Source organism: Duganella sp. GW821-FHT07F09, assembly GCF_059418705.1.
Genome location: NZ_JBWKQJ010000004.1, coordinates 370,169 through 394,366, shown reverse-complemented (window position 1 = coordinate 394,366; position 24,198 = coordinate 370,169). Strand labels below are relative to the sequence as shown.

General features: G+C 63.2%; 23 protein-coding genes. 12 read left to right on the top strand and 11 right to left on the bottom strand.

Annotated elements, in window-relative coordinates:
* Positions 1-47 precede the first annotated feature (47 nt).
* On the bottom strand, positions 48-383 hold the full coding sequence (locus AC07P1_RS13180; RefSeq protein ID WP_494696234.1) for a hypothetical protein: 336 nt from the start codon (positions 381-383) through the stop codon (positions 48-50).
* 211 nt (positions 384-594) lie between these two features.
* Between AC07P1_RS13180 and AC07P1_RS13175 the strand changes: the two genes are divergently transcribed.
* A complete protein-coding gene (locus AC07P1_RS13175) occupies positions 595-3,843 on the top strand; it encodes an EAL domain-containing protein (protein ID WP_494696233.1) in 3,249 nt (1,082 codons plus the stop codon).
* Between the two features lie 72 nt (positions 3,844-3,915).
* Entirely contained in the window at positions 3,916-4,563 is a 648-nt protein-coding gene (locus tag AC07P1_RS13170; protein WP_494696232.1) for a hypothetical protein, read from the top strand.
* Here the strand turns inward: AC07P1_RS13170 and AC07P1_RS13165 are convergent, their stop codons facing one another.
* Positions 4,564-5,823 carry an MFS transporter gene (locus AC07P1_RS13165; RefSeq protein WP_494696231.1) on the bottom strand — a complete coding sequence of 420 codons (1,260 nt, stop codon included), beginning with the start codon at positions 5,821-5,823 and terminating at the stop codon, positions 4,564-4,566.
* 118 nt (positions 5,824-5,941) lie between these two features.
* Between AC07P1_RS13165 and AC07P1_RS13160 the strand changes: the two genes are divergently transcribed.
* Positions 5,942-6,835, top strand: a complete 894-nt coding sequence (locus AC07P1_RS13160; protein ID WP_494696230.1) for a LysR family transcriptional regulator — start codon at positions 5,942-5,944, stop codon at positions 6,833-6,835.
* Positions 6,836-7,039: 204 nt separating this feature from the next.
* Here AC07P1_RS13160 and AC07P1_RS13155 read toward each other — a convergent pair whose 3' ends face one another.
* The 4 genes from AC07P1_RS13155 to AC07P1_RS13140 all read right to left on the bottom strand — a co-directional run bounded on the left by AC07P1_RS13155 (position 7,040) and on the right by AC07P1_RS13140 (position 9,635).
* Complete coding sequence (locus AC07P1_RS13155; RefSeq protein WP_494696229.1) at positions 7,040-7,912, bottom strand: hypothetical protein; 873 nt, start codon at positions 7,910-7,912, stop codon at positions 7,040-7,042.
* A 14-nt stretch (positions 7,913-7,926) separates the two neighbouring features.
* Positions 7,927-8,706 carry a hypothetical protein gene (locus AC07P1_RS13150; protein WP_315220669.1) on the bottom strand — a complete coding sequence of 260 codons (780 nt, stop codon included), beginning with the start codon at positions 8,704-8,706 and terminating at the stop codon, positions 7,927-7,929.
* Between the two features lie 3 nt (positions 8,707-8,709).
* Positions 8,710-9,207: a hypothetical protein gene (locus AC07P1_RS13145; protein WP_494696228.1), complete on the bottom strand. Its 498-nt coding sequence runs from the start codon at positions 9,205-9,207 to the stop codon at positions 8,710-8,712.
* Positions 9,208-9,341: 134 nt separating this feature from the next.
* Positions 9,342-9,635: a J domain-containing protein gene (locus AC07P1_RS13140; protein ID WP_494696227.1), complete on the bottom strand. Its 294-nt coding sequence runs from the start codon at positions 9,633-9,635 to the stop codon at positions 9,342-9,344.
* Positions 9,636-9,801: 166 nt separating this feature from the next.
* Between AC07P1_RS13140 and AC07P1_RS13135 the strand changes: the two genes are divergently transcribed.
* From AC07P1_RS13135 to AC07P1_RS13125, 3 genes are all read left to right on the top strand, one after another.
* On the top strand, positions 9,802-11,568 hold the full coding sequence (locus AC07P1_RS13135; RefSeq protein ID WP_494696226.1) for a glutamine--tRNA ligase/YqeY domain fusion protein: 1,767 nt from the start codon (positions 9,802-9,804) through the stop codon (positions 11,566-11,568).
* A gap of 247 nt (positions 11,569-11,815) precedes the next feature.
* Positions 11,816-13,606, top strand: coding sequence for a CHASE domain-containing protein (locus AC07P1_RS13130; protein ID WP_494696225.1), 1,791 nt, complete (start codon positions 11,816-11,818; stop codon positions 13,604-13,606).
* 160 nt (positions 13,607-13,766) lie between these two features.
* Positions 13,767-14,486: a glycine-rich domain-containing protein gene (locus AC07P1_RS13125; RefSeq protein WP_494696224.1), complete on the top strand. Its 720-nt coding sequence runs from the start codon at positions 13,767-13,769 to the stop codon at positions 14,484-14,486.
* Positions 14,487-14,979: 493 nt separating this feature from the next.
* Here the strand turns inward: AC07P1_RS13125 and AC07P1_RS13120 are convergent, their stop codons facing one another.
* Together AC07P1_RS13120 and AC07P1_RS13115 are read right to left on the bottom strand one after the other, a co-directional pair.
* Complete coding sequence (locus tag AC07P1_RS13120; RefSeq protein WP_008445950.1) at positions 14,980-15,219, bottom strand: hypothetical protein; 240 nt, start codon at positions 15,217-15,219, stop codon at positions 14,980-14,982.
* 269 nt (positions 15,220-15,488) lie between these two features.
* Positions 15,489-15,734, bottom strand: a complete 246-nt coding sequence (locus tag AC07P1_RS13115; protein ID WP_494696223.1) for a hypothetical protein — start codon at positions 15,732-15,734, stop codon at positions 15,489-15,491.
* A 282-nt stretch (positions 15,735-16,016) separates the two neighbouring features.
* Between AC07P1_RS13115 and AC07P1_RS13110 the strand changes: the two genes are divergently transcribed.
* A complete protein-coding gene (locus AC07P1_RS13110) occupies positions 16,017-16,268 on the top strand; it encodes a hypothetical protein (RefSeq protein ID WP_363503693.1) in 252 nt (83 codons plus the stop codon).
* A gap of 59 nt (positions 16,269-16,327) precedes the next feature.
* On the opposite strand, the gene AC07P1_RS13105 is transcribed toward AC07P1_RS13110, so the two are convergent.
* On the bottom strand, positions 16,328-17,230 hold the full coding sequence (locus tag AC07P1_RS13105; RefSeq protein ID WP_494696222.1) for an SDR family oxidoreductase: 903 nt from the start codon (positions 17,228-17,230) through the stop codon (positions 16,328-16,330).
* Between the two features lie 12 nt (positions 17,231-17,242).
* Here AC07P1_RS13105 and AC07P1_RS13100 point away from each other — a divergent pair, with 12 nt between their 5' ends.
* The 4 genes from AC07P1_RS13100 (at position 17,243) to AC07P1_RS13085 (ending at position 20,681) form a co-directional block, all read left to right on the top strand.
* Positions 17,243-18,271 carry a CDP-6-deoxy-delta-3,4-glucoseen reductase gene (locus AC07P1_RS13100; protein ID WP_494696221.1) on the top strand — a complete coding sequence of 343 codons (1,029 nt, stop codon included), beginning with the start codon at positions 17,243-17,245 and terminating at the stop codon, positions 18,269-18,271.
* A gap of 63 nt (positions 18,272-18,334) precedes the next feature.
* Positions 18,335-19,585: an MFS transporter gene (locus tag AC07P1_RS13095; protein ID WP_494696220.1), complete on the top strand. Its 1,251-nt coding sequence runs from the start codon at positions 18,335-18,337 to the stop codon at positions 19,583-19,585.
* Entirely contained in the window at positions 19,582-20,238 is a 657-nt protein-coding gene (locus AC07P1_RS13090) for a DUF1345 domain-containing protein (RefSeq protein ID WP_494696219.1), read from the top strand. Before AC07P1_RS13095 ends, AC07P1_RS13090 begins: the two co-directional genes overlap by 4 nt.
* 71 nt (positions 20,239-20,309) lie before the next feature.
* Complete coding sequence (locus AC07P1_RS13085) at positions 20,310-20,681, top strand: HPF/RaiA family ribosome-associated protein (RefSeq protein ID WP_494696218.1); 372 nt, start codon at positions 20,310-20,312, stop codon at positions 20,679-20,681.
* 133 nt (positions 20,682-20,814) lie between these two features.
* On the opposite strand, the gene AC07P1_RS13080 is transcribed toward AC07P1_RS13085, so the two are convergent.
* A complete protein-coding gene (locus tag AC07P1_RS13080; RefSeq protein WP_494696217.1) occupies positions 20,815-21,597 on the bottom strand; it encodes a helical backbone metal receptor in 783 nt (260 codons plus the stop codon).
* A gap of 153 nt (positions 21,598-21,750) precedes the next feature.
* Here AC07P1_RS13080 and AC07P1_RS13075 point away from each other — a divergent pair, with 153 nt between their 5' ends.
* Positions 21,751-22,731, top strand: a complete 981-nt coding sequence (locus AC07P1_RS13075; RefSeq protein ID WP_494696216.1) for a GGDEF domain-containing protein — start codon at positions 21,751-21,753, stop codon at positions 22,729-22,731.
* Between the two features lie 3 nt (positions 22,732-22,734).
* Here AC07P1_RS13075 and sbcB read toward each other — a convergent pair whose 3' ends face one another.
* Entirely contained in the window at positions 22,735-24,177 is a 1,443-nt protein-coding gene (gene sbcB / locus AC07P1_RS13070) for an exodeoxyribonuclease I (RefSeq protein ID WP_494696215.1), read from the bottom strand.
* Positions 24,178-24,198 lie beyond the last annotated feature (21 nt).

Genomic DNA, 24,198 nt, shown 5'->3' with positions numbered 1-24,198 from the left:
GTTAGCGGGCCTCGCCCGCTAATCCGCCCGACGTGGAACACGACGGTTCATCCCCACCTTAAAACATCCCGCTTCAACTCCATGATCTGGCCGTGCATGTGCGTAACCGAGCCCTTCATCTGCGCGGACAATTGCGGAATGTTGACGCACACCCGCTTCGCGCGTTCGGCCATCAATTCCATATCGCGGATCAATTTGTGGATGCGCTGGGCGTCCTGCGACAGCAAGATCTCGCGTGCCGTGTCCGACAGCCGGTCCACGCGCTGGATGCTGTCGCGCAGCTCGCTCGGAAGATTGGGCTCGGCGGAACTCGCCTGCGCCGCCTGGCCTATCGCTTGCTCGAGTAAATGGAACCGGTGCCCGATGTCGTTCGTTTGCAGCATGGTGACTCCTCCCCTGTAGGATCAGGCACAGGCGTGCCAGTGCAGATTCGACCCTCGGCCCCAACGCCAGTTTCAGCCCCCACGTCCGCTCATTGACGCAGGTCAGACCGTCTTCGAAATCGCCGCTCCTTCCGGATGGGCCAGCTGTGCTACGCACGCCCGGCCGCATCTGTTAGTATTAATCAATAAAGCCCGCACCTCCAGAACGGACATGGACAGCCACCAGTATTCCGCACACCTCCGCGACACCGAACCCCCGCCGTTGGAGCAGTTTTTCGCCCACAGTCCCTACTTCGCTTTTTCGATCGACGAGGCCGGCGACCTGCTGTGGTTCAACGGCCACACCGGCTCGGCGCTCGGCCCCATCGCCGACGGGGCGCCGGCCGCCGCGCTGTACGCGACCTGGTCGGTGCCCATGCTCAAGGACGAGGCGCTGCCGACGGCGCGCGCGCGCGGCTACTGGCGCGGCGAGCTGGAGCTGGTCGGCGCCGGCGGCGTGCCGCACATGGTCACGCAGACGGTGGAATGGCGCCGCGCCACGCCGCGGCAACCGGGCCACTACCTGTGCCTGTCGTATCCGCTCGACGACTACGACGTGTTCGAGTCGCGGCTGCGCTTCAAGCACCTGTTCGAAGCCCATCCGCAACCGATGTGGGTGTATGACTTGCAAACGCTACAGTTCCTGGTCGTCAACGCCGCCGCCGTCGCCCACTACGGCTACACGGAGGCCGAATTCCTGCAAATGACGATCAAGGACATCCGCCCGCCCGAGCAACTCGAGCGGCTGGAGCGCAACCTGGCCGCCGCCCCCGGCAGGGGCGCCGAGCGCGCCGGCAGCTGGACCCACATCAAACGCGACGGCAGCCACATCGAAGTGGAGATCTCGTCGCATTCGGTGACCATCGCCGGCCATCCGTCGCGCTTCGTCGTCGCCCACGACGTCACCGAACAACTGCAAATGGCGGCGGCACTGCACGCCTCGCGCGAGCTCAAGAACCTGGTCATCAACCAGATCCCGCACCAAATCTTCTGGAAGGGACTCGACGGCAACTACCTCGGCGGCAACGAAGTGTTCGCGAAGGCGGCCGGACTCGCTAGCACCTCGCAAGTCCCCGGCCAGCGCGACGAGCAAATGCCTTGGGCGCACAACGCCGAGGCCATCCGCGCCGAGGATGCCGCCATCGTCGCCACCGGCCGGCCGCAGCTGGACTACCAGGACCACATGACCCTGGCCGATGGCTCGGTGCACTGGTTCCTGATCAGCAAGCTGCCGTTCCACGACCAATACGGCAACATCATCGGCGTGCTGGGCATGATCGAGGACATCACCGAGCGCAAACAGAACGAGATGATGCTGCAATTGCGCGGCCGCGCGCTCGACGCCAGCGTCAACGCCATCGTCATCACCGCGCACGGTCCGGACGGCGACCTGATCGAGTACGCCAATCCCTCCTTCGCCCGCCTGTTCGGCCACAGCGGCGCCGACGCCAATGGCCGGCGTCTGGAATTGATGCTCGGTCACGACCAGCACAGCGACGACGGCGAGGCGCTGCGCGCGGCGCTGCAATCGCGCCAGGAGGTGACGTTGCTGATGGGCGCGCACCATCGCGACGGCACGCCGCTGTGGACCCAGCTGCACCTGGCGCCGGTGCACACCGGCGCGCAGATCACCCACCACGTCTGCGTGCTCACCGACCTGACCGAAACCATCAACTACCAGGAACAGCTGGAGCACCAGGCCAGCCACGACGCGCTGACCGGCCTGCCCAACCGCGCGCTGTTCGGCGACCGCATGGCGCAGGCCATCAGCTACGCCCAGCGCTACGGCCACGGCGTGTGGGTCGCGTTCATCGACCTCGACAACTTCAAGCTGGTCAACGACAGCGAAGGCCACCAGGCCGGCGACGAGCTGCTGTGCACCATCGGCGCGCGCCTGAGCGCCTGCCTCGACACCAGCGACACCGTCGCCCGCCTCGGCGGCGACGAATTCCTGTTGCTGATGCCGGACGCCGACGGCCGCGCCATGTCCATCCTGCTCGAGCGCGTGCTCGACGCCGTCAGCGCGCCGGTGGCGCTGGGCAAGCAACTGTTCACCGTCACCTGCAGCATCGGCGTCAGCGTCTACCCCAACGACGGCGCCGAGCCGCAGCAACTGCTCAAGCACGCCGACATCGCCATGTACCGCGCCAAGGAAGCCGGCCGCAACCAGATCCAGTTCTATGAGGCGGCCATGCACACGCGCATCGCCGAGCGCACGATGATCGAGGCCGAGCTGCGCCATGCGCTGCCGCGCAACGAACTGAGCCTGCAATACCAGCCCAAGGTCGATTTGCGCAGCGGCGCCGTGGTGGGCATGGAGGCGCTGCTGCGTTGGCATCATCCGGCCATGGGCATGGTGTCGCCGGCGCGCTTCATCGGCGTGGCCGAGGAGACCGGCATGATCGTGGCGATCGGCCGCTGGGTGCTGCGCACCGCCTGCGCGCAGAACAAGGCCTGGCAGGCCGCCGGGCTGACGCCGCTGCGGGTGGCCGTCAACCTGTCGGCGCGCCAGTTCCGCGATCCGGCGCTGACCGGCGAGATCCTGGCGGCATTGTCCGACAGCGGCCTGGAAGCGCAATACCTGGAGCTGGAGCTGACCGAGAGCCTGATGATGCACAACGTCGGCGAGGCGGTGGCGGTGGTCGAGCAACTCAAGCGGCTCGGTATCGCGCTGTCGATCGACGACTTCGGCACGGGCTATTCGAGCCTGGCCTACCTGAAGCAGTTCCCGGTCGACTACCTGAAGATCGACCAGTCCTTCACGCGCGAGATGCTGACCGAGCCGAAGGTGGCCGCGATCGTGCGCTCCGTGCTGGCGCTCGGCCACAGCCTGGGCTTCAAGGTGATCGCCGAGGGCGTCGAAACCGAGGCCCAACTGGCCTACCTGCGGCGCCATGGCTGCGACGAGATGCAGGGTTACTTCTTCAGCCGGCCGCTGCTGCCGGACGACTTCGCCGAGCTGCTGCGGCAGGAGCGCGCCCTGGCGCCTCAGCTGAGCGCGGTGCAGCGCCAACAGCAAACCTTGCTGCTGCTGGACGACGAATCGTCAATCCGCTCGTCGCTGAAGCGGCTGTTCCGGGTCGACGGCTACCATATCCTCAGCGCCGAGACGGCCGAGCAGGCGTTCGACATGCTTGCCATGAACGAAGTGCAGGTGGTCATCAGCGACCAGCGCATGCCCGGCATGAACGGCACCGAATTCCTCAGCCGGGTCAAGAACATGTACCCGGGCACGATACGCATCATCCTGTCCGGCTACGCCGATCTGGAATCGGTGCTCAACGCCATCAACCGGGGCGAGATCTACCGCTTCTACACCAAGCCATGGGACGACCAGACCTTGCGCGAGAACATACAGGAAGCGTTTGAATACCACCGGCTGCTGCATGCCGGCGACGAGGGCCGGGAACCGCCGGAATAGACCGCGGGGACTATGGCGCGGTACTTGCAAAAAAGATAAATCGCAGCCAGCGGCGCGGCTACAATGCCGGCCATGAAACTACAACGCCAAAACCGTTGGCCAGGCTTGCTTCTGACCGGAGTGGCGCACGTCGCGGCGCTTTATTTTCTCTTGCAAAGCCAGCTTGTGACGGACGTGCCACGCGCGCCGCGCGACGCGATTCAATGGCTGCTGCCAGTGCCGACAGTGGAAGCGCAGACTGTGGCGCCACCCCCGGCGCCGCGCGTCAAAACGCAAGCCGCCGCGCCTCGACAGATTTCGCCAAGTGCCGAACGCATGCCGGCAGCGCCAATTGCTGCAAACGCAAGCGAAGCTGCGCCGGCGCCAGGTCCCTACGATCCCTTCGCACAAACACAGGCCGAGCCGCCGCCCGGCACCGACAGCATGCTGGCGCAGGCCAGGCGCGACGCCGGTAAGATCGACAAGGAATTGCGCAAGACCTTTCCCATCGCCGAGCCGCTGCCGCCGCCCGACAGCAAACAGGTCCGGCTGCAACGCGGCTTCGACGCCGCCCGCGAGGCGGTGCCGCCGAAGTGGTATCAGGGCGCCAGAATGGTGGAGCTCAGCACGCCGGACGGCGAGAACAAGACCCGCACCTACAAAATCATCACCGCCCTGCTGACCTACTGCATCAACATTCATCCGGACGGCAGGAGGAGCTACACCGAGTGTCCGCGCTGATTATTTTTCCGCCACGCCCAGCGGCGCCAGGCGGCGCAGGCGCAACGCCACCAGCATCGCCAGCACCAGCGCCAGGCCGAGCACCGTCACCACGCCGGGCCAGCCGTCGCGGCCCCACATGACGCCGGTGGCCGAACCGATCATGCTCGAACCGAGGTAATAGAAGAACAGGTACAGCGCCGACGCCAGCGCCTTGCTGGTGGTCGCGCGCCGACCGACCCAGCTGCTGGCGACCGAGTGCGTGGCGAAGAAACCGTAGGTGAACAACGCCACGCCGGCCACGATCAACGGCAGCCAATTGGACAAGGTCAGCAACAAGCCGGCGATCATGATGGCCATCACCGCCCACAGCACATGGCGGCGGCCGAAGCGGTCGGCCAGGCGCCCGGCCCAGACCGAGCTGTAGATCCCCAGCAAATACAGGAACGACACGGCGCCGACCAGGCTATGGTTCAAGCCGAACGGCGCGCCCAGCAGGCGATAGCCGATGTAGTTGTACAGGCTGACGAACGCGCCCATCAGCAGGAAGGCCAGCGCGAACAGCCACGGCATGCCCGGATCGGACAAATGGAGTTTGAAACCGGAGGCCATCGAGCGCACGCCGCCGCCGGAGGGCACGAAATGACGCGAAGCCGGCAGGCTGCGCCAGAATTCCCACGCCGCCAGCACGCCGGCCACCCCGACCGCGCCCACCGCCAACCGCCACGAAAAATGGTCGCTCAGCACCGACGTGATGACCCGCCCCGCCATGCCGCCGAAGGCGCTGCCGCTGATGTACAGCCCCATCGACAGCCCCAGCGAGGTCGGCTCGATCTCCTCGCCGAGATACGCCATGGCGATGGCCGGCATGCCGCCCAGCGCGACGCCCAGCAACGCGCGCATCGCCAGCAGTTGCGGATAGCTGTCGGCGAAGGCGCTCAGTATCGTCATCAGCGCGGCGATCGCCATCGCCGCGACCATTAGCGGCTTGCGGCCAAGACGCTCGGACATCGCGCTCGACGCCACCAGCGACAAGGCCAGCGCGGCGGTCGACACCGACAACACCATGCTGCTCTGCGCGGCGCTCAGGGCGAACTCGTGGGACAGCAAGGGCATTAGCGGCTGCACGCAGTACAGCAGCGCGAAACAGGAAAAGCCGCCGAAGAACATGGCGCGGTTGCTGCGTTTGAATTCCGCGCTCCCGGCGGCGATACGCGGCGTTGGGGCGTAGGGTACCGGTGGGACGGGCAGAGAGGATGCCGAAGCTGTGCTTGAAGACATGTTGGTGTTCCGATGCAAAACTCGATGAAGTCATCTTAGGATTGCGCTGTACGACTGTCCAATATATATTTAAGGCGTTAGTCATACTTTAAAAAGATAACAAAAAGGAGCCTCGGCTGTGGAATTACGTCATTTGCGCTACTTCGTCGCCGTCGCCGAGGAGCTGAGCTTTACCCGCGCCGCCGAACGCCTGCACATCGGCCAGCCACCGCTGAGCCACCAGATCCAGATGCTGGAAGCCGAAGTGGGCGCTCAGCTACTGGAGCGCAGCAAGCGCTGGGTGCGCCTGACGGAAGCGGGAAAACTGTTTTTGGACGATGCGCGCCGCGTGCTGTCGCTGTCGGAACAGGCGGTGCAGACGGCGCGGCGCGCCGAGCGTGGCGAGGCCGGCGAGTTGCGGGTCGGCTTCACGTTTTCGACGCCGCTGACGCCGCTGTTCGCGACCGTCATCAACCGCTACCGCCAGCGCTATCCGGGGGTTACCTTGACCTTGCATGAGCGATCGACCTTGGCGCAGATCAATGCGCTGGCCGGCCGCGAACTCGATCTGGGGCTGGTGCGGCCGCCGGAGTCGGCCCTGCCCGAGGCGGTGATGACGACCGAGTTGCGGCGCGATCCACTGGTGATGGTGCTGCCGGAGGAGCATCCGTTGGCGGCCAGGGAGACGTTGCGGATCAGCGATCTGGAGGGGCAGCCACTGGTGATGTATCCGAAGACGGCCGGCACCGGCATCCACCCGCAGATTTTCCGGCTGTGCCGCGCGGCCGGGTTCGAGCCGACGATCGCGATGGAGGCCGGCGAGGCGTCGACGATGGCGGGATTGGTGGCGGCGGGGTTCGGAATCGCGGTGTTGCCGAGTTCGTTCGACATCATCCGGTTGAGCGGGGTGCTGTACCGGCCGCTGGCGGACAAGGATGCGACCACGGCGCTGCTGCTGGCGCAGCGCAAGGACGAGATATCGCCGCTGGTGGCGGCGTTCAGGGCAATCGCGTTGGAGGCCGCCAGCGGGTGAGGCCGCTGGCGGCTCGTGACGGATTACGGATGAATCGCGGCGCGTAAACACGCCGGAGGCACGTAGGGCGGATTAGCGCAGCGTAATCGGCCATCGACGAGCCGGCGGCCCACACATGGCCGATTACGGCGTTCCGCCTAATCCGCCCTACGTGTCTCCATGGATGAATTAAATCCGAGGCCGCCGGCCCGCCCATCCGTCAAATCACGAATAATCGGCGTCCAACTCCGACCCGGCATAATTCTCCAACTCGGCGAACAAGGTCTTCATCGCGGTGCGCCCCTTGATGTGCTGAATCACGGTGCAGGTCTGGCGATAACTGTCGATCCGGTCCAACAACACCGGATGATGCTGCACAGGCACCTTGGCCACCAGCGCCGCCCAGCCCTCCTCATAATCCGGCTTGTTCTTGCGCACCGATTTGACGAAACGCTCGAACTCTTTCTGCCCGGTGCGCGCCACCACCCTGCCCCCGCCCTCGATCGCGAAGATGATCGCCAGCGCGATCACGCCCTCGGCATTCAAATCCGTATCGCTGACCGGGCCCTCGGTGTTGTGCCGGCGCAGCCACCCGGCCAGCCGCACGATCGCCTGCACCTCCTTGCGCTGCTTCAGCATGACCGAATACCGGTCGCCGCCGTTCCAGTTCTGGTTCGGATCGGTCTGGCACAGCTCGATGAACAAGTCGCGCAAGCGCCGCGCCGAATACACCGGATCGGTGTCGTACTCGCCGACCAGGGTATCCTCCGGCAAGGCCGACAATTCCTTGATCATCCGGAAACCAATCTGGAACGCATGCTCGGCGCCGTTCTCGATCAGAAAATCGAGCGCGGCCAGATCCGTGTCGTTCGGGATCACGTGATCGAGCCCCAGCGACACCCCGCCCACCGTCAACTGCAACGCCTTCTGGATGCCTTCGGCGGTGCGGTCGTTGGTGAACTTTTCGGCCACCATCGCCGTGATGCCGGTCAATTCATCGGCCAGCGCATAGGCGGCGTCATCGTCCGGATGGGTCGCCAGTTGCTGGATCGCCCGCGTCAGGCGCGGCAAATTCTCTACTACTAGTGCTGGCAGCATGGATCAGAGTTCCATCAAGAGAAAATGCCGGTGCCGACGCTGCGGCGCGAACCCGCCTTGGCGCTGCGGGTCGACGGTACCTGCTTGCGCAAGCGGTACAGCAATTCCTTGGTCGAGCGCTGCAGGAAGGTCGGCTCGTCGTCCGGGTCGTCGCTGAACTCGGCGTCGGCCAGGTCGGCGCTGTGCCGGAACTCGGGGAACAGCTCGAACAGCGAACGATCCCAGCCGTCTTCCGACGCCTGCGCCAAGGCGATCGCCAGCGGCACGACGTCGTTGTCGGACGAGGTCTGGCCGGTCAGATATGGGCCCTTGGCGATGATCTCGCCGGCCACTTCCAGAATCTCCTTCGGCGCCATCGAGAACAGGATGGCGAAGATGGTGGCGCCGTGGTCGGTGGCCGAGGCGGCCTGCAGCAGTTCGCTGCGGCGCTCCTCGTCGTCGGTCGAGAACACCACGCCGTGCACGTGCGCGAACAGCGATTCGGCGATGCGCTCCGGGTCGTCCTCGATCAGGTCGTCCTGCCAGGTCGCGGCGAAGAAGGCCAGGCTGTCGGCCCAGGCCTTGGGCGGCACCAGCAAGGTCGCCAGCGACATCTTGCCGCCGTCGAAGCCGGCCATGTGCAGCGCCGTCACTTGCGGCGGGATGTTGCTCAATACTTCCACCACCGCCAGGTCGCCGAACTGGTCGGCCGCTTCGGCGAAGGCTTGCTCGGCGTGGCCCAGCGAGCCGGCCAGCACCAGCTCGGTCACTTGCTTGCTCAGCGCGGGCAGATTGCTTTTGTTTTCGTCGGACATGGTTTAATCCTCCTTGTCGAACATTTGGGCGAAGTCGTCGGTCGCGTTGTCTTCGTCCGCGATATCGTCGCCGTCGTCGTTGGCCGACAGTTGTTCCAGCGATTGGTCGTCGTCGTCCCACTTGCGCGGGTTCTTGAACAGGAAGGCGGTGATGATGGCCTGGCGCGCCAGCTCCGGCAGGTTCTCTTCCAACGCCGCGTACATCTGTTGCGCCGCCTCGCCTTTGCACGAGGCCATCGTGAACACGCGGGCCGGGTCGCCGAACTCGTAATCCTGGGCTTCGGCCAGCAGTCCTTTCGGGTCGCTGAACTCGAGGTGGTCGACCAGGGCGAAGGCCAGCATGTTGACATCCTCGATGCCGCCGCCGCTGGCGTACTCGGACACCAGCGCGTCGATCATGCGCTGGTAGTTCTTGCGGTCGGGTGGATCGCCCAGAATGCCTTCGATCTGGCCTTCCAGTTCGCGCGATTGATAGGCGAATTCGGGGTGTACTTTTCTCATTGCTTGCTTTCGTTTTTTGATGCTGTATATATGTGTGTTTGGGGCGCTGGCGGCGCTTGGCGGATTACGGCGTGCCGCCTAATCCGCCCTACGTGTCACCGTGGTCATACGGGCGCCGTGGTTCAAGCTAACGTTTATGCTGGCGGCAGTACCGTGCCGTGCAGGTTGAACACCGAGCGCCATAACTGGTAGGCTTCGGCTTCCGAATCGATGATGATGCGGTGGTTGACGCTTTGGTTGTATTCCTCGCGCTTGACCGGGTCCGACAAGATTTCGTAGGCTTTGGTGATGCTTTTGAAGCGCGCCTCGGCGCCGGGCGCCGGGTTGCGGTCGGGGTGGAAGCGCATCGCCAGCGAACGGTATATCTTTTTGATCTCGTCTTCGGTGGCGTTGGGCGCGATCCCCAGCGTGTTGTAGTGATTTTCCATTTTGGAAACTCCGCGGCCATGTGCCGAAACAATTAAAGGCGAATTATACCCGTCGCACCACCGGCAATCCCGGCCGGGCCGCCGCGTCGCAGCATTTCCCCTCGGCCCACGGAGGGGATACGGTAAAATGCCCTTCACACGAACTCTTGCAAAGCCCACTTTTCAGATGAGCAACGAAAAAAACAGCCCAGCGCCCGCCTTACCGTCCAATTTCCTGCGCGCGATCATCGATCACGACCAGGCCGCCGGCACCCACGTGCGCGCAGGCATGCCCAGCGTGATCACCCGCTTCCCGCCCGAGCCGAACGGCTACCTGCACATCGGCCACGCCAAGTCGATCTGCCTGAACTTCGGCCTCGCGCGCGACTACCAGGGCCGCTGCAACCTGCGCTTCGACGACACCAACCCGGCCAAGGAAGAGCAGGAATACGTCGACACCATCATCGACAGCGTCAAGTGGCTGGGGTTCGACTACGACTACCCCAAGGCCGACGGCGGCGTCGAGCACCACTTGCACTACGCTAGCGACTATTTCGACCAGCTGTACGCGATGGCCGAGTACCTGATCGGCAAGGGCTATGCCTACGTCGACAGCCAGTCGGCCGATGATATGGCGGCCAATCGCGGCAATTTCAACACACCGGGCAAGAATTCGCCGTTCCGCGACCGTCCGCGCGAGGAATCGCTGCAAATCTTCCGCGACATGAAAGCCGGCAAATACGCCGACGGCGAGCACATCCTGCGCGCCAAAATCAGCGAGGACGCCATGTCCTCGCCGAACATGAACATGCGCGACCCGGCCATCTACCGCATCCGCCACGCCCACCACGTGCGTACCGGCGACGCCTGGTGCATCTATCCGATGTACGACTACACGCACCCGATCTCGGACGCGCTGGAAAACATCACCCATTCGCTGTGCACCCTTGAATTCCAGGACCACCGCCCGTTCTACGACTGGCTGCTGGAAACCCTGGCCGAGGGCGGCTTCTTCACACTGCCGCTGCCGCGCCAGTACGAGTTCTCGCGCCTGAACCTGACCTACGTCGTCACCAGCAAGCGCAAGCTGCGCCAGCTGGTCGAGGACGGCATCGTCAGCGGCTGGGACGATCCGCGCATGCCGACCATCGTCGGCCTGCGCCGGCGCGGCTACACGCCGGAGGCGATCCAGCTGTTCTGCGAGCGCATCGGCGTGACCAAGTCCGACGGCTGGATCGACATGAGCACGCTGGAAGGCTGCCTGCGCGAGGATCTCGATCCGAAGGCGCCGCGCGCCACCGCCGTGCTGCGTCCGCTCAAGCTGATCATCGACAACTATCCCGAAGGCCAGAGCGAGCAATGCACGTCGCCGGTCCACCCGCACCACCCGGAAATGGGCGTGCGCACCTTCCCGATCACGCGCGAGCTGTGGATCGAGGAAGAGGACTTCATGGAAGTGCCGAGCAAGGGCTATTTCCGCTACTACCCGCCGATCGACGACAAGCCGGGCAGCCGCGTGCGCCTGCGCCACGGCTACGTGACCGAATGCACCGGCTTCGACAAGGACGAGAACGGTAAAGTCGTCGCTGTCCATGTCAATTACTTCCCGGACTCCAAGTCGGGCACACCCGGTTCGGACAACTACAAGGTCAAGGGCAATATCCACTGGGTGTCCGCCGCCACCGCGCTGCAGGCCGAAGTGCGCCTGTTCGACCGCCTGTTCACCGACGCCCAGCCGGACGCCGGCGGCAAGGAATTCCTGTCGTTGCTCAATCCGAACGCCAAGGAAGTGGTCACCGCCTATCTGGAGCCGGGCATGAGCGCCGCCCTGCCGGACCAGCGCTTCCAGTTCGAGCGGCACGGCTACTTCGTCGCCGACCGCGTCGACTCGAGCGCCGGCAAACCGGTGTTCAACCGCATCGTGACGCTAAAAGACAGCTTCGTCGCCAAATAGCGCATTTGTCGACCATGAGACCGGCGTCCTCCGCGAGAGGCGCCGGTTTTTTTCATCCCAAGGCCGCAAAAGCGTCCGGGACAGATGGCATTACTTATAAAATTACTTGACTCGCATGAGTAATATTTTCTATATTCAAGCAGGGCGAAATATGACAGAAGTTGCTTGAAAGGCAAACGCAATGGAGGTACTGCTGGCACAGCGACAAATGTTTTCCCCGCCCAAATCCGTCTGGTGGGCGGGCATCATGCTATCCCTGGGCGTGGGTGCGCTGTGCTATGTCGCCGCCTATAAAATGGTCGAGTACGACGCCGGCGAACGCTTCATGCACCAGGCGCGCAACGCCCAGTACCACATCAGCTCCCGCATCGACACCTATGCCGACGTGCTGCGCGCCACGGCCAGCTACTTCGACGCCAGCGGCAAGGTCGAACGCGAAGACTTCCATCGTTTTGTGCGCGGATTGAAACTGTCTACCCAGTTTCCCGCGCTCGTCAGCATCAACTACGCGGAGTACATTCCCGAAGCGCGACGCGAGGATTTCGAAAGGGTATCGCGCCACAGCGGCGACGGCACCGCCAACGGCTATCCCGACTATGTCATCCAGCCGACCGGCCGCCGCGCCGACTATTCCGTCATCACGATGATCGAGCCGATCGCGGCGTTCCGCTGGCGGGTCGGCCTGGACATCACGCACAAGCCGGCGGTCGCGCAAGCCCTGGCCAACGCGCGCGACACCGGCGAGATCAGCACCTCCGGCAAGCAGATCGACATGGACAGCTTCGGCCAGGGCGGCGGCATGGCGATCCGCCTGCCGCTGTACCACAAGGATATGCCGCTGACCAACATCGAGGAGCGCCGTGCCGCCTACCGGGGTTCGGTCGGCATCGGTTTCAGCGTGCCGCGCCTGGTGCAACTGGCGATGGACCAGATGCAGGTGCGCGACGTCCGCCTGCGCCTGTACGACGGCGGCGAGAGCGGCGACCGTTCCTCGGCCTCGTTGGCGCCCACTTTATTATTCGACAACAAGCTCAACGGCGGCGAGCACGTGCGTGCGGCCGACCAGTTCGGCATCGTGCTGCCGCTGATGTTCAACGGCCGCCAGTGGCATGCCCACTTCAGCGCGCCCAAGGCGGCCTGGTCGAGCCGCTTCGACCTGTTCCTGCCGTGGCTGGCCATGTTGAGCGGTTTTATCGGCTCGCTGCTGTTCTACCTGCTGATCCACACGCTGTCGTCGTCGCGCATGCGGGCCATCAAAATGGCCAAGGTCATGACCAAGGAATTGCGCGACAGCCAGGCCAAGCTGCAGCAGTCGCACCACAAGCTGCGCCGGCTGGCCGCGCACGCCGACCAGATCAAGGAGCAGGAACGCAAGCGCATCGCCCGCGAAATCCATGACGATCTGGGCCAGAACCTGCTGGTGCTGCGCATCGAGGCGGACATGCTGGCCACCCGCACCCGCCACCGCCATCCGCGCCTGCACGCCCGCGCGAAAAGCACGCTCAGCCAGATAGACAGCACCATCAAAAGCGTGCGCCACATCATCAACGATCTGCGTCCGAACGTGCTCGACCTGGGCCTGAACGCCGCCGTCGAATGGCAGATCGCCCAGTTCCGCCAGCGCTCCGGCATGGTGTGCGAGCTGATCGAGCACCAGCGCGACATCCGCATCGACGACCATTGCGCCACCGCCTTCTTCCGCGTGCTGCAGGAATCGCTGAGCAATATCGTCCAGCACGCCCACGCCAGCCTGGTCCGGGTGGAATTGCGGCAGGCCGGCGGCATGCTGAGCATGACCATCACCGACAACGGTGTCGGCATGCGGGCGAGCAATCGCAACAAGGTGGGTTCGTTCGGCCTGGTCGGCATCGAGGAGCGCATCAGCTTGCTCGGAGGCGTCTGCTCCATCATCGGCAGCCCCAACGCCGGCACCACGGTCGCCATCTCGGTACCGATCGACCACGTCCCCCCGCCCTCCAACGAAGATATCAACGATATCAACGACGCCGGCCATCTGACCGCCAACGTCATCGCCTGATACCCTCCGGTTTGCCTCGTCCTTGGCTAGGAAAAAGTCAGAGGCGTGTAGGAATTTCCTCAGCAACATTGATAAATATCAAATGTTAAGAAGCAAAGTTAGGCAAAAATCAATTTGCTCGCAATGTTTCTTAACCCGTATCAATTTAGAGGAGATGTCCATGAACGTCATCAACGCCCTGGATCTGGACCCAATTAAGGTCAAGCTGATGCATAAAGAATCCGGCGAAGGCTGGTCGCTGGAACATGTTAACGCTATCGAGTTGGAATATCGCCGATTCCTGACGCTGATGAAAAAATACCCGCACGAACAGACCTCGCCGCTGGTCGACGTGGACACGTTCTGGCACTACCACATCCTCGATACGATGAAGTACGCCGCCGATTGCGAGGCCGTGTTCGGCTACTTCCTGCACCATTTCCCGTACGTCGGCATGCGCGGAGAGGAAGACGAAGCTGCGCTGGCGCGCATCGGGCAGCGGATGAAGGAACTGTACGAAGCGGAATTCGGCGAGGCCTATGTGCGTCCGGCCAAGCGTGCCTTCGAAGGCGCCACCCAAGCCAACGCCTTCTGCGGCTCGCCGGAAATGCAGGCCAACGCTTTCTGCGGCTCCCCGGAGAAACAGGCCAGCGCGTTTTGTGGCTCGCCAGAAAAACAAGCAAACGCCTTCTGCGGCTCGCCAGAGAAACAAGCGAACGCATTTTGTGGAAGCCCAGAGAAGCAGGCCAACGCGTTCTGCGGCTCGCCCGAGAAACAGGCCAACGCGTTTTGCGGATCTCCCGAAGAGAAAGTTGCTTTTTGCGGCAGCCCGGAGAAGGCAGTAGCCGCCAAAGTTCCGAACCAGCCCGGCCTGTTCAGCGGCCGTCCCACCCTGAGCTAAGAAGCACCCGGCGGCCATCAGCCTGAGCTTTCATCTAAACCACGTAGGGCGGATTAGCGAAGCGTAATCCGCCATCTCCGGTCCGCCAACAACATAAGCCCTGCCGGCGTTGCCACACAAAACAAGCAACACCGACAGGCGGCATGATTAAATAAGTGGCATACTCTGAACTCCACCGTCTTGGGAGCTCATCATGGCCGTCAATTCAGTCGCCTCAAACAGCGCCGCAGTCCAATCAACGCCGCCACCGCGTCAGGCGGAGCCGGTGCAGGCCGCGCCCAAACCTGCCGAGCAAGCTGCGCCACCGGCACCGCCGCCACAGCAAGCGGCACCCGCGCCAATCGTGAACACCAACGGCCAGCGCATCGGCACGACGATCAGCACGTCAGCGTAAGCGAACCCAACCCAGGCGGGCCGACCAAAACCGGACCCACCAAAGAAAACGGCGCGTTACCGAGAGGTGCGCGCCGTTGTCTTTTTTGTTGGTCGCCTATCAGGCCGCCATCAGTTCGCGCAGCTCGCGGATGCTGAAATCGCTGATCTCGTGCATACGGATCAGGATGGTTGCACCAATCGGGAGGGTATTGTGGCGAATTTTGCTGATGACTGGAGGAGCTACTTCCAGAGCACGCGACAACGCAGCATCGTTTTTCAATTGCAGCTTTTCGATGATGGCGTCGAGGACGCGGTTCGGATTGTAGGTTGGGGATGCGGTGATTTCTTTGATAGACATAATGTTTAAGTAGGTTCGTGGCCGCTTTCGCAAAAAAACGACACATGGGTAAATAAAATTTTTAGCTCAATTACCAGTGAAGCACTACAAAACGCGAACGTTTATGCCGGTTTTTAGTGCCTAGCCGCGATAATACACGTTTTTGTTAACGAACGGCTAACCCGAGCTGTTTTTGTGTGAGATTTTGATAGATTTTACACCTATTTCTTATGCTAGTAAGAAAATTGTTGCAAGAAAAGGTATAAAACATTGTAAAGATTTGTAGCAACTCAGTTGGAACGGCTGAGGCCGGAGGCGAGGACACACCATTCGACGGCCATCAGGGTGGCCAGTTGCGCGATGGTGCTTGGGAGGAAGATCGTCGAGGCCGAGCCGAAGCCCGCACTGCTGGACGCGCAGCGCCAGCCCAGCTGACGACGGATTTCTTCCGGCGTCGGCGGTGGACGGCGGTCGCACTCACGCAGCTGCATGTAGGCACGGACCTGCTCTTTGGTCGGATGCAAAGTGGCTGGCATACGCGAGCTCCTCTTAGAGATAACAACAATATCGCATTAAGCGTTGCTTTGTTTGATGTGCGTCAAGCAAGTCATCTTAATAGTTTGACACAGAAAGCTGACATCGGGCTTGCACTGGTATAAGTCTCCGTATCTTTTTACACCTTTTTGCTGGGCAACTACAAGCGCCGCACCGCCACTATGTGCGAGTAGCAACGCTCGACATGATCCGGTCGTTTAAAATGACGTTTTTCCCGCCTCTGGCCGGACCAACAACCGCAATCCAACAACACTAAGGCGCCCATGACCTACGAAGAATTCCTCGATGAGGTAACCACCCTGCTGCACGAGATCTACGACCTCGACGATGCGGCCGCGATCAAGCTGGTGGTCGACGCCCAGGACGCCGATTATTTTGTCGCGCATGACGACAAGGAAGAGATGCGCACGGTTGAACAGGCGAAGAAAGACGCCACCGCGCTCTACGAAGCGAAGCAAAACCGCAATCAGACACAGCGCAAGCAGCAGTTGCGCAAGGTGCAGCAGAAGAAATAAGCAAAGAAATAAGCGACAAGCCGGGCGGCCCGGCCTTCCCCCCTTGCCGCCCGCCGGCATCACATCCCCGCCAACATCCCCGCCACCGTCGGATACCGCAACCGCACGCCCAATTCCCGCTTGATGCGTCCATTGCTCAGCCTGCGCGACTCGGACATGAACGACAGCAGCGCCGGCGTGATCACCTGTTGCAATTCGGCACGCGGCAAACGCGGCGGACGTTGCATGCCGAAAGCGTCCGCCACGGCGTCGAAATACTCCGCCATCTTCATATCGCTGTCATCGACGGCGTGGTAGATACGGTTTGGCAAGCCGCCAAACAGAGCGCTGACGATGATCGTGGCCAAGTCGTCGGCATGGATATGGTTGGTATACACATCCTCGGCGGCCAGCAAGGCCGGCGTGCCCTGTTGCAAGCGCTTGATTGGCAGCCGCTCGGCCCCGTAAATCCCCGGCACGCGCAGGATGGACAAGTCCGAACCGGCACGCACGGCCCAGCGCCGCAGCACGGCCTCGGCGTCGACCCGGCGCGTGGCCCGGGGGTTGCGCGGCGCCACCGGACGGCTCTCGTCGAACAACGCTCCGCCACAATCGCCGTACACCCCGGTGGTGCTGACATAAACCATGCGGCCTTGCTCAGGTAAAATGGCGGTCAGGTTACGCGTGCGGCGGTCCAGCGCGCCCTCGGCCGGCGGCGGCGCCAGGTGCACCACGTATCGGGCCAGCCCGGCCAGGCGCCGCAAGCCGGCGGGATGGTCGAGATCGGCCACCAGCGGCACGGCGCCCAGCGCGCGCAATTCGGCGCGGCGCTCGGGCTGGCTGGTGGTGGCGAATACGCGGAAATGGCGCCGCAGCAGCGGCACCAGACGCATGCCGACGTCGCCGCAGCCGACGATCAGCAGACGCGGCCGGTTGAATGCGTGGGAATGTAGTTCGTGATTGATTAGCTTGATGTTTTTCATCTGAAGGATTGTATGACGTTTCAAATTACTGTACAGCCTAGCGGCCACCAATTCAGCTGCGAGGAAGACGAAACCGTCCTGGCGGCCGCCATCCGCGCCGGTGTCGGCTTGCCTTACGGCTGCAAGAACGGCGCCTGCAGTTCCTGCCGGGGCAAGGTTTTGTCCGGCTCTGTCACGCACAAGGCCCACCAGGAGCGCGCGCTGAGCAAGGAAGACGAAGCGGCCGGCTACTCGCTGTTCTGCTGCGCCACCGCACACGCAGACCTGGTGATCGAAGCGCGCGAAGTGGCCGGCAGCGACGACTATCCTATCCGCAAGATGCCATCGCGCGTCGCGACCCTGGAAAAAGTGGCGCCGGACGTGGTGGTGATGACTTTGCAATTGCCGGCCAACGAGACGCTGAAATTCCGCGCCGGCCAGTATATCGAATTCATGCTGCGCGACGGCAAGCGCCGCAGCTACAGCCTGGCCTCGCCACCGGACCAGGACCAGCCGCTGGCCCTGCACATCCGCCACATGCCGGGCGGCCTGTTCACCGACCAAGTGTTCACGACGATGAAGGAACGCGACATCCTGCGCTTCGAAGGCCCGATGGGCACCTTCTTCGTGCGCGAGGATACCGACAAGCCGATGGTGCTGCTGGCCTCCGGCACCGGTTTCGCGCCGATCAAAGCCATCGTCGAGCACCTGCGGGCGCAGGACTCGCAGCGTTCGATGACCCTGTACTGGGGCGGCCGCCGCCCGCAAGACCTGTACATGGACGCGCTATGCCGCCAGTGGGAAGCGATCCTGCCCAACTTCAAGTACGTGCCGGTGATCTCGGCCGCGCTGCCGGAGGACAACTGGAACGGCCGCACCGGCTACGTGCACGCGGCCGTCATGGCCGACCTGCCCGACCTGTCCGGCCACCAGGTGTACGCCTGCGGCGCGCCGGTGATGGTCGACTCGGCCAAGCAGGACTTTGTCGCGCAATGCCGTTTGCCGGAGGAGGAATTCTACGCCGACGCCTTTACAACAGAAGCCGACATCAACAAACCGTAACAGCATCCAACCGGGAGCGGCCTGGGATGCGGAGTCCCAGGACACCGCTCCCAGAAAGCCCCAATGTCAGACAGTACCGCCTCTTCAAACGCTAGCAATGGTTTCAGCGTTCTGCGTCACCGCAACTTCACCCTGTACTTAAGCGCCCGCACCCTCGCCACCCTCGCCGTCCAGATGCAAAACGTCGCCATCGGCTGGCAGGTGTATTCGATGACGCACAATCTGTTCGACCTCGGACTGATCGGCCTGGCGCAATTCGCGCCCTTCCTGCTGCTGATCCTGATCGCCGGCCACGCCGCCGACCGCTACGACCGCCGCAACCTGATCGCCATAGCGCTCGCCGCGCAGTTGCTGTGCGGGCTCACCCTGCTCGCCTTCACCATGGCCGGCCTGGGCACCGTGTGGCCCGTGTTCGCCGTGCTGGTGCTGTTCGGCAGCGCGCGCGCCTTCATGGGGCCGGCCACGCAGGCCATCCTGGTCAACCTGGTGCCGCCGGAAAGCTTCAGCAAGGCCGTCGCGCTGAGCTCGTCAAGCTTCCACGTGGCCGTCATCCTCGGGCCGACCTTGGGCGGCCTGTTCTACCTGGCCGGGCCGAAAACGGTGTATATCATTTCCTCGGCGCTGCTGGTGGCAGCCGTGGTCATGATGTGCATGGTCAAATCGGTCAAACAGCCGAGCAACCGCGAACCGGCCACCTGGCACACGGTGCTCGAAGGCCTGCGCTTCGTGCGCTCGCGCCCGGTGGTGCTGGGCGCCATCTCGCTCGACCTGTTCGCCGTGCTGTTCGGCGGCGCCACCGCGCTGCTGCCCGCGCTCGCGCACGACGTGCTGCACGTCGGTCCTACCGGCCTCGGCATGCTGCGCACCGCGCCCGGCGCCGGCGCCGCGCTGTGCTCGATCGCGCTGGCCTTCTTCCCGATCACGCGCCGGGTCGGCATGTGGATGTTCGGCGGCGTGGCGGTGTTCGGCATGGGCACCTTGGTGCTCGGCGCCACCTCCACCTTCATCGTCGCGCTGGTGGCGCTGTTCCTGATGGGCGCCGGCGACATGATCAGCGTCTACGTGCGCCACCTGCTGGTGCAATACGAAACGCCGGACGCGATACGCGGCAGGGTCAGCGCCGTCAACTCGGTGTTCATTGGCGCCTCCAACGAACTGGGCGAGTTCGAATCGGGCGTCACCGCCGGCTGGATGGGCCTGACGCGCGCCATCCTGTTCGGCGGCGCCGCCACCCTGGCCGTGACGGGACTATGGGCCTGGCTGTTCCCGGTCCTGTCGCGCATGGACCGCTTCCCGCACGAGGATAAAAAATGAAATTCCTGCCCAAGATAGCGCATAGCCGCCCCCACCTGACCCTGGCCATCGTGATCGGGGCCGTGGTGCTGCCCTTGCTGCCCGGCCATTGGCACTGGCTCAGCCGCGTGCTGACGGCATGGGACGTGGTCGTCTGGGTCTACCTGGCGACGATGGGATGGATGATGCTGCGCGCCGACCAGCACGACATCAAACGGGCCGCCTGCCGCCAGGACGAGAAGGGGCCGGTGATCCTGGCGACCTTGTCGATCGCCGTGATGATCAGCCTGGCCGCCATCGTTTCCCAGCTCACCACGCTCAAGGACGCGCCGCATGCCGATCTGGCGATGCACTACGGCTTCGTGGTACTGACCTTGACGGGCTCCTGGTTCATGGTGGGCGTGATGTTCTGTTCGCACTACGCGCACCTGTATTACACCCATCCCGGCGGCGAGCCGGCGCTGGGCTTCCCGGACCGCCACCTGAAACCCAACTATTGGGACTTCCTGTATTTCTCGTTCACGATCTCGGTGGCGGTGCAGACCTCGGACGTGACGGTGCGCTGCCGGCGCATGCGCCAGGTGGTGCTGGGCCAGTCGGTGCTGTGCTTCTTCTACAACCTGGCGATTCTCGGTCTTTCCATCAATATCGCAGCGTCTCTCATCAACGGTTAGCTACTTAACGAGAACCTAAGGCAAAAAGGAGTAATATTGATTCGCAGTTCAACAACACAGGAGCAAAGCATATGCAGATCAATATTAATTCCGACAAAACCATCGATCGCAACGCGGGTCTGGACGAGCATGTGCAATCAGTCGTGAACAACGCGCTTCATCGCTTTGGTGAGCAGATCACCAGTGTGGAAGTGCACCTGAGCGACAACGTGGGTCAAAAATCAGTGGATGGCGACAACCGCGTCCTGATGGAAGCACGGGTTACCGGATACAAGCCTATCGCCGTGAGCGATCACGCAGCCACCCTGCACCAATCGATCGGCGGCGCCGCCGACAAGCTCAAACGCGCGCTCGACAGCGCCCTCGGCCGCCTGCACGACAAGGACAAGCGCCACGCGGCCGATCCGGTCGTCGCCACGGCGGATACGGACGAAGACGAGTAATCGCCCCGGGGCTGGTGCGCCACCCCGGATACACGTAGGGCGGATTAGCGTAGCGTAATCCGCCAAGCTCCGTCGGCGGCTCATGGCGGATTACGCGCTGCGCGCTAATCCGCCCTACGTGTTTTAGAGTGTTTCACCCGCCCGTGGCCAACTCGCGCAAATACCGCAGCCCCCGCACCGACCGGCTGCCATACCACGACATCATTTCCCCGTCGACCAGCAGCACCGGCTTGCCCAGCTGCTTCTCCAGCGCAAACGCATGAGCCTCCGTGAATCGATACGGCTCGCTCGACAGCAGCACGCCGTCGATACCGTTCACCAGCTCCGAAGACCACACGAACTGCGGATACCGCACCTCGCCCAGATCCGGCACGCTCCAGCCGATCTCCTCCAGCATGCGCGCGATATAGGTATCGCGCGAAATCGTCATCCACGGGTCCTGCCAGATACAGTACAACATCGTCTGCGGCGGCCCTTTCGGCGCCGCCTGCAACAACGCATACTCCGCCTCGAACGCCGCGCACCAGCGCTCGGCAGGTTCCTCCCTGCCGAACACCCCGCCCATCAAGCGCGCCAGCGCCAGGTTATCGCGCGGCCGCAGCGGATGCGTGACGACGATATTGGGAATAAACTCGGCCAGCGCCTCGACGGTCGGCTTTTCGTTCTCGTCGATATTGACCACCAGATGCGTCGGCGCCAGCTTGCGGATCTTTTCAACGTTGACATCCTTGGTGCCGCCCACCTTGGGAATGGCCTGCACAATGTCGGCGGGATGGATGCAAAAGCCGGTGCGCCCCACCAGTTGCCCGCCCAGACCGAGATCGCACAACAACTCCGTAATCGACGGCACCAGCGAGACGATGCGCGCGTTCGGGTCCGCCCGGTGCTCGGTGCCAAGCGCATCGATATAAGTCATGAGGTTTTCCGTCTTGATAGCAATGGCAATATTGAAGCACTCCACACCACAACACGCAACAACTACGTGACCCGGCTCCCTCGTTTGGGTATGATGTTTGAGTATCATAAGAATGCCTGCCAGCATAAATCGCTGCGCTACTGAAAGATTATCTTGAAACAGATCAGCACCTTCGGCACCTCCACCCACCAGATCGGCGACTTGCAGCTGCTGCGCAATGCGAATGATGACGCCGCCATCGCCAAACTGCTGGCGCACTGCCCCATCATGCGGCTGGAAGCGGACGAAGCGGTCACGGACTCGAGCAAGGCGCGGCTCTACATCGTGCTGCGCGGCGCGCTGTCGGTTGCCACCGACACCCGCACCGGCATGGCCGACGGCACCGTCAGCAAGATCCTGCCGGGCGAAAGCGTGGGCGAGCAATCCGTGCTCGACGAGGAAGCCAATCTGTCGAGCATCACCGCGCTGGAGGAAAGCGATGTGCTGGTGATCGAAGCGGAGATCGTTTGGCAATTGATCGACGAATCGAACGTGCTGGCACGCAATCTGCTGCGTCTGCTGTCGTTCCGCATCCGCGCCGCCAACGCCCAATTGCGCCGGCGCCAGAAACTGGGCGAGTTCTACCGTCAGTTGTCGATGATCGACGGCCTCACGGGCCTGTATAACCGCGCCTGGCTCAACGACCTGCTGCCTACGATGATCACCACCGCGCACGGCTCGAACTCGCCGCTGGCGCTGATCATGATCGACCTGGATCACTTTAAACGTTTCAATGACAGCCACGGCCACCTGGCCGGCGACCAGGCCTTGCGCTCGGCGGCGCAGGTGCTGAGCGGCGCGCTGCGCCCGACCGATTTCGCCGTGCGCTACGGCGGCGAGGAAATGATGGTGCTGCTGCCGGACACGCAGCGCAAGGTGGCGCTGGCGGTCGCCGAGCGCTTGTGCGAGCGGATGCAGCAAGCGGTGGTGTTCAGCGACATGCGCGCGCCGCTGCCGCACATCACCGCCTCCTTCGGCGTCGCGATATTGCAGCCTCAACAGAACGAACAAGACCTGATCGCCGCCGCCGACGCCGCGCTTTACCGCGCCAAGGAACTGGGCCGCAATCAGGTAGTACAGGAAGAACTGGCGTAGTCTTTACTGCGCCGGGGCGATGAGCTCCACGTACTCGTACAACTCGGCCAGAATCTGCTCGGCCCGCTCATCCGCATCCTGCTGCAAATGGTCGATCTCGCCAAAGAACTGATCGATGCTGCGCGCGCCGGCGGCCCCATCGTAAAACCGCGCCGCCCGATGCTGTTCCCAATGCTCCATCTCCGGCTCGGACAAGGTCTCCGGGAAATTACGCGCGCGATAGCGGAACAGCAATTCAACCAGGCGCGCATCGTCGAACGAAGGTGACGCCACCGCCAACTTCGCCGGCGCCTCCTTGCGCAAGGACTCCAGCAAACGGCGATCCTCCTTGCCGATAAAGCCGTTATACAAATCCTCGTCGACATCGAGCTCGGCGCCGGGGGGACGATAAAACACCTGCTCCCACTCGATATCCATATTGCGCCCGGCCGCGGCCAGCGCGGCATACGCCTTGCCCTGCTCCAGATCGATACCCCACTGGGCCGCCATGGCCGGCGACAGCGTCTTCAGGTTAGACACCAGCATCGGCGATTTGTTCAGATGGATGCTCTTGACCGGCAGCCGCGTCATGCCCTCCGGCAGCGCGTCGGCACGCGTGAAGATGCGGGTGCGGATCGTGTCCGCATCCAGGGTAAATAGTTCGGTCGGATCGTAGGTGCAATCCCATACGATGACTTCGTTCTTGTTGGTCGGATGCGTCGCCAGCGGCCACACCAGCGCGATGCAGCCGCGTTCGGCCGGGAACATGCCCGACACGTGCAGGAACGGCGCGCGCAGCTGCGGCGCCAGGTGCATGCCGATCTCGTCGGCCACGCGGTCCTTCTTGTGCAGCGCGAAGCAGAAGTCGAACAGTTTCGGCTGCTTCTGCTTGATCAAGCGCGCCAGCGCGATGGTGGCGCGCACGTCGGACAGCGCGTCGTGCGCCGCCTCGTGCAGCAGCCCGTTGGCCTTGGCCAGGTCCTCCAGCCGGAAGCTGGGCTTGCCGTCGGCCTTCTTCGGCCATTCGATGCCTTCCGGACGCAGCGCATACGTCATCCGCACCACGTCCAGCAGGTCCCAGCGGCCGCACTGGTTCTGCCATTCGCGCGCGTAGGGATCGATCAGGTTGCGCCAGAACATGAAGCGGGTGATCTCGTCGTCGAAACGGATCGTGTTGTAGCCGACACCGACGGTGCCCGGCTTGGCAAACGCCTGCTCGATGGTGGCGGCGAACTTATGCTCCGGTACGCCCCATTCCAGGCACTGCTGAGGCGTGATGCCGGTGATCAGGCAAGATTGCGGATCAGGCAAGAAGTCATTGGCCGGCTTGCAATACAACATGATCGGGTCGCCGATCTCGTTGAGGTCGGCGTCGGTGCGGATCGCGGCGAATTGCGCCGGGCGATCGCGACGCGTCTGCGCGCCAAAGGTTTCGTAGTCGTGCCAGAGAAAAGTCTGTGTGGTCATAAAGGCGCATTCAGGGGGGCT

Coding starts and splice junctions, on each gene's coding strand:
- AC07P1_RS13110 (WP_363503693.1), top strand. CDS start 16,017: ATGACCTACGAAGAATTCCTCGATGAGGTAACCACCCTGCTGCACGAG.
- AC07P1_RS13130 (WP_494696225.1), top strand. CDS start 11,816: ATGCTATCCCTGGGCGTGGGTGCGCTGTGCTATGTCGCCGCCTATAAA.
- AC07P1_RS13090 (WP_494696219.1), top strand. CDS start 19,582: ATGAAATTCCTGCCCAAGATAGCGCATAGCCGCCCCCACCTGACCCTG.
- AC07P1_RS13135 (WP_494696226.1), top strand. CDS start 9,802: ATGAGCAACGAAAAAAACAGCCCAGCGCCCGCCTTACCGTCCAATTTC.
- AC07P1_RS13175 (WP_494696233.1), top strand. CDS start 595: ATGGACAGCCACCAGTATTCCGCACACCTCCGCGACACCGAACCCCCG.
- AC07P1_RS13080 (WP_494696217.1), bottom strand. CDS start 21,597: ATGACTTATATCGATGCGCTTGGCACCGAGCACCGGGCGGACCCGAAC.
- AC07P1_RS13085 (WP_494696218.1), top strand. CDS start 20,310: ATGCAGATCAATATTAATTCCGACAAAACCATCGATCGCAACGCGGGT.
- AC07P1_RS13100 (WP_494696221.1), top strand. CDS start 17,243: ATGACGTTTCAAATTACTGTACAGCCTAGCGGCCACCAATTCAGCTGC.
- AC07P1_RS13170 (WP_494696232.1), top strand. CDS start 3,916: ATGAAACTACAACGCCAAAACCGTTGGCCAGGCTTGCTTCTGACCGGA.
- AC07P1_RS13095 (WP_494696220.1), top strand. CDS start 18,335: ATGTCAGACAGTACCGCCTCTTCAAACGCTAGCAATGGTTTCAGCGTT.
- AC07P1_RS13115 (WP_494696223.1), bottom strand. CDS start 15,734: ATGCCAGCCACTTTGCATCCGACCAAAGAGCAGGTCCGTGCCTACATG.
- AC07P1_RS13105 (WP_494696222.1), bottom strand. CDS start 17,230: ATGAAAAACATCAAGCTAATCAATCACGAACTACATTCCCACGCATTC.
- AC07P1_RS13180 (WP_494696234.1), bottom strand. CDS start 383: ATGCTGCAAACGAACGACATCGGGCACCGGTTCCATTTACTCGAGCAA.
- AC07P1_RS13140 (WP_494696227.1), bottom strand. CDS start 9,635: ATGGAAAATCACTACAACACGCTGGGGATCGCGCCCAACGCCACCGAA.
- sbcB (WP_494696215.1), bottom strand. CDS start 24,177: ATGACCACACAGACTTTTCTCTGGCACGACTACGAAACCTTTGGCGCG.
- AC07P1_RS13165 (WP_494696231.1), bottom strand. CDS start 5,823: ATGTCTTCAAGCACAGCTTCGGCATCCTCTCTGCCCGTCCCACCGGTA.
- AC07P1_RS13125 (WP_494696224.1), top strand. CDS start 13,767: ATGAACGTCATCAACGCCCTGGATCTGGACCCAATTAAGGTCAAGCTG.
- AC07P1_RS13120 (WP_008445950.1), bottom strand. CDS start 15,219: ATGTCTATCAAAGAAATCACCGCATCCCCAACCTACAATCCGAACCGC.
- AC07P1_RS13145 (WP_494696228.1), bottom strand. CDS start 9,207: ATGAGAAAAGTACACCCCGAATTCGCCTATCAATCGCGCGAACTGGAA.
- AC07P1_RS13155 (WP_494696229.1), bottom strand. CDS start 7,912: ATGCTGCCAGCACTAGTAGTAGAGAATTTGCCGCGCCTGACGCGGGCG.
- AC07P1_RS13150 (WP_315220669.1), bottom strand. CDS start 8,706: ATGTCCGACGAAAACAAAAGCAATCTGCCCGCGCTGAGCAAGCAAGTG.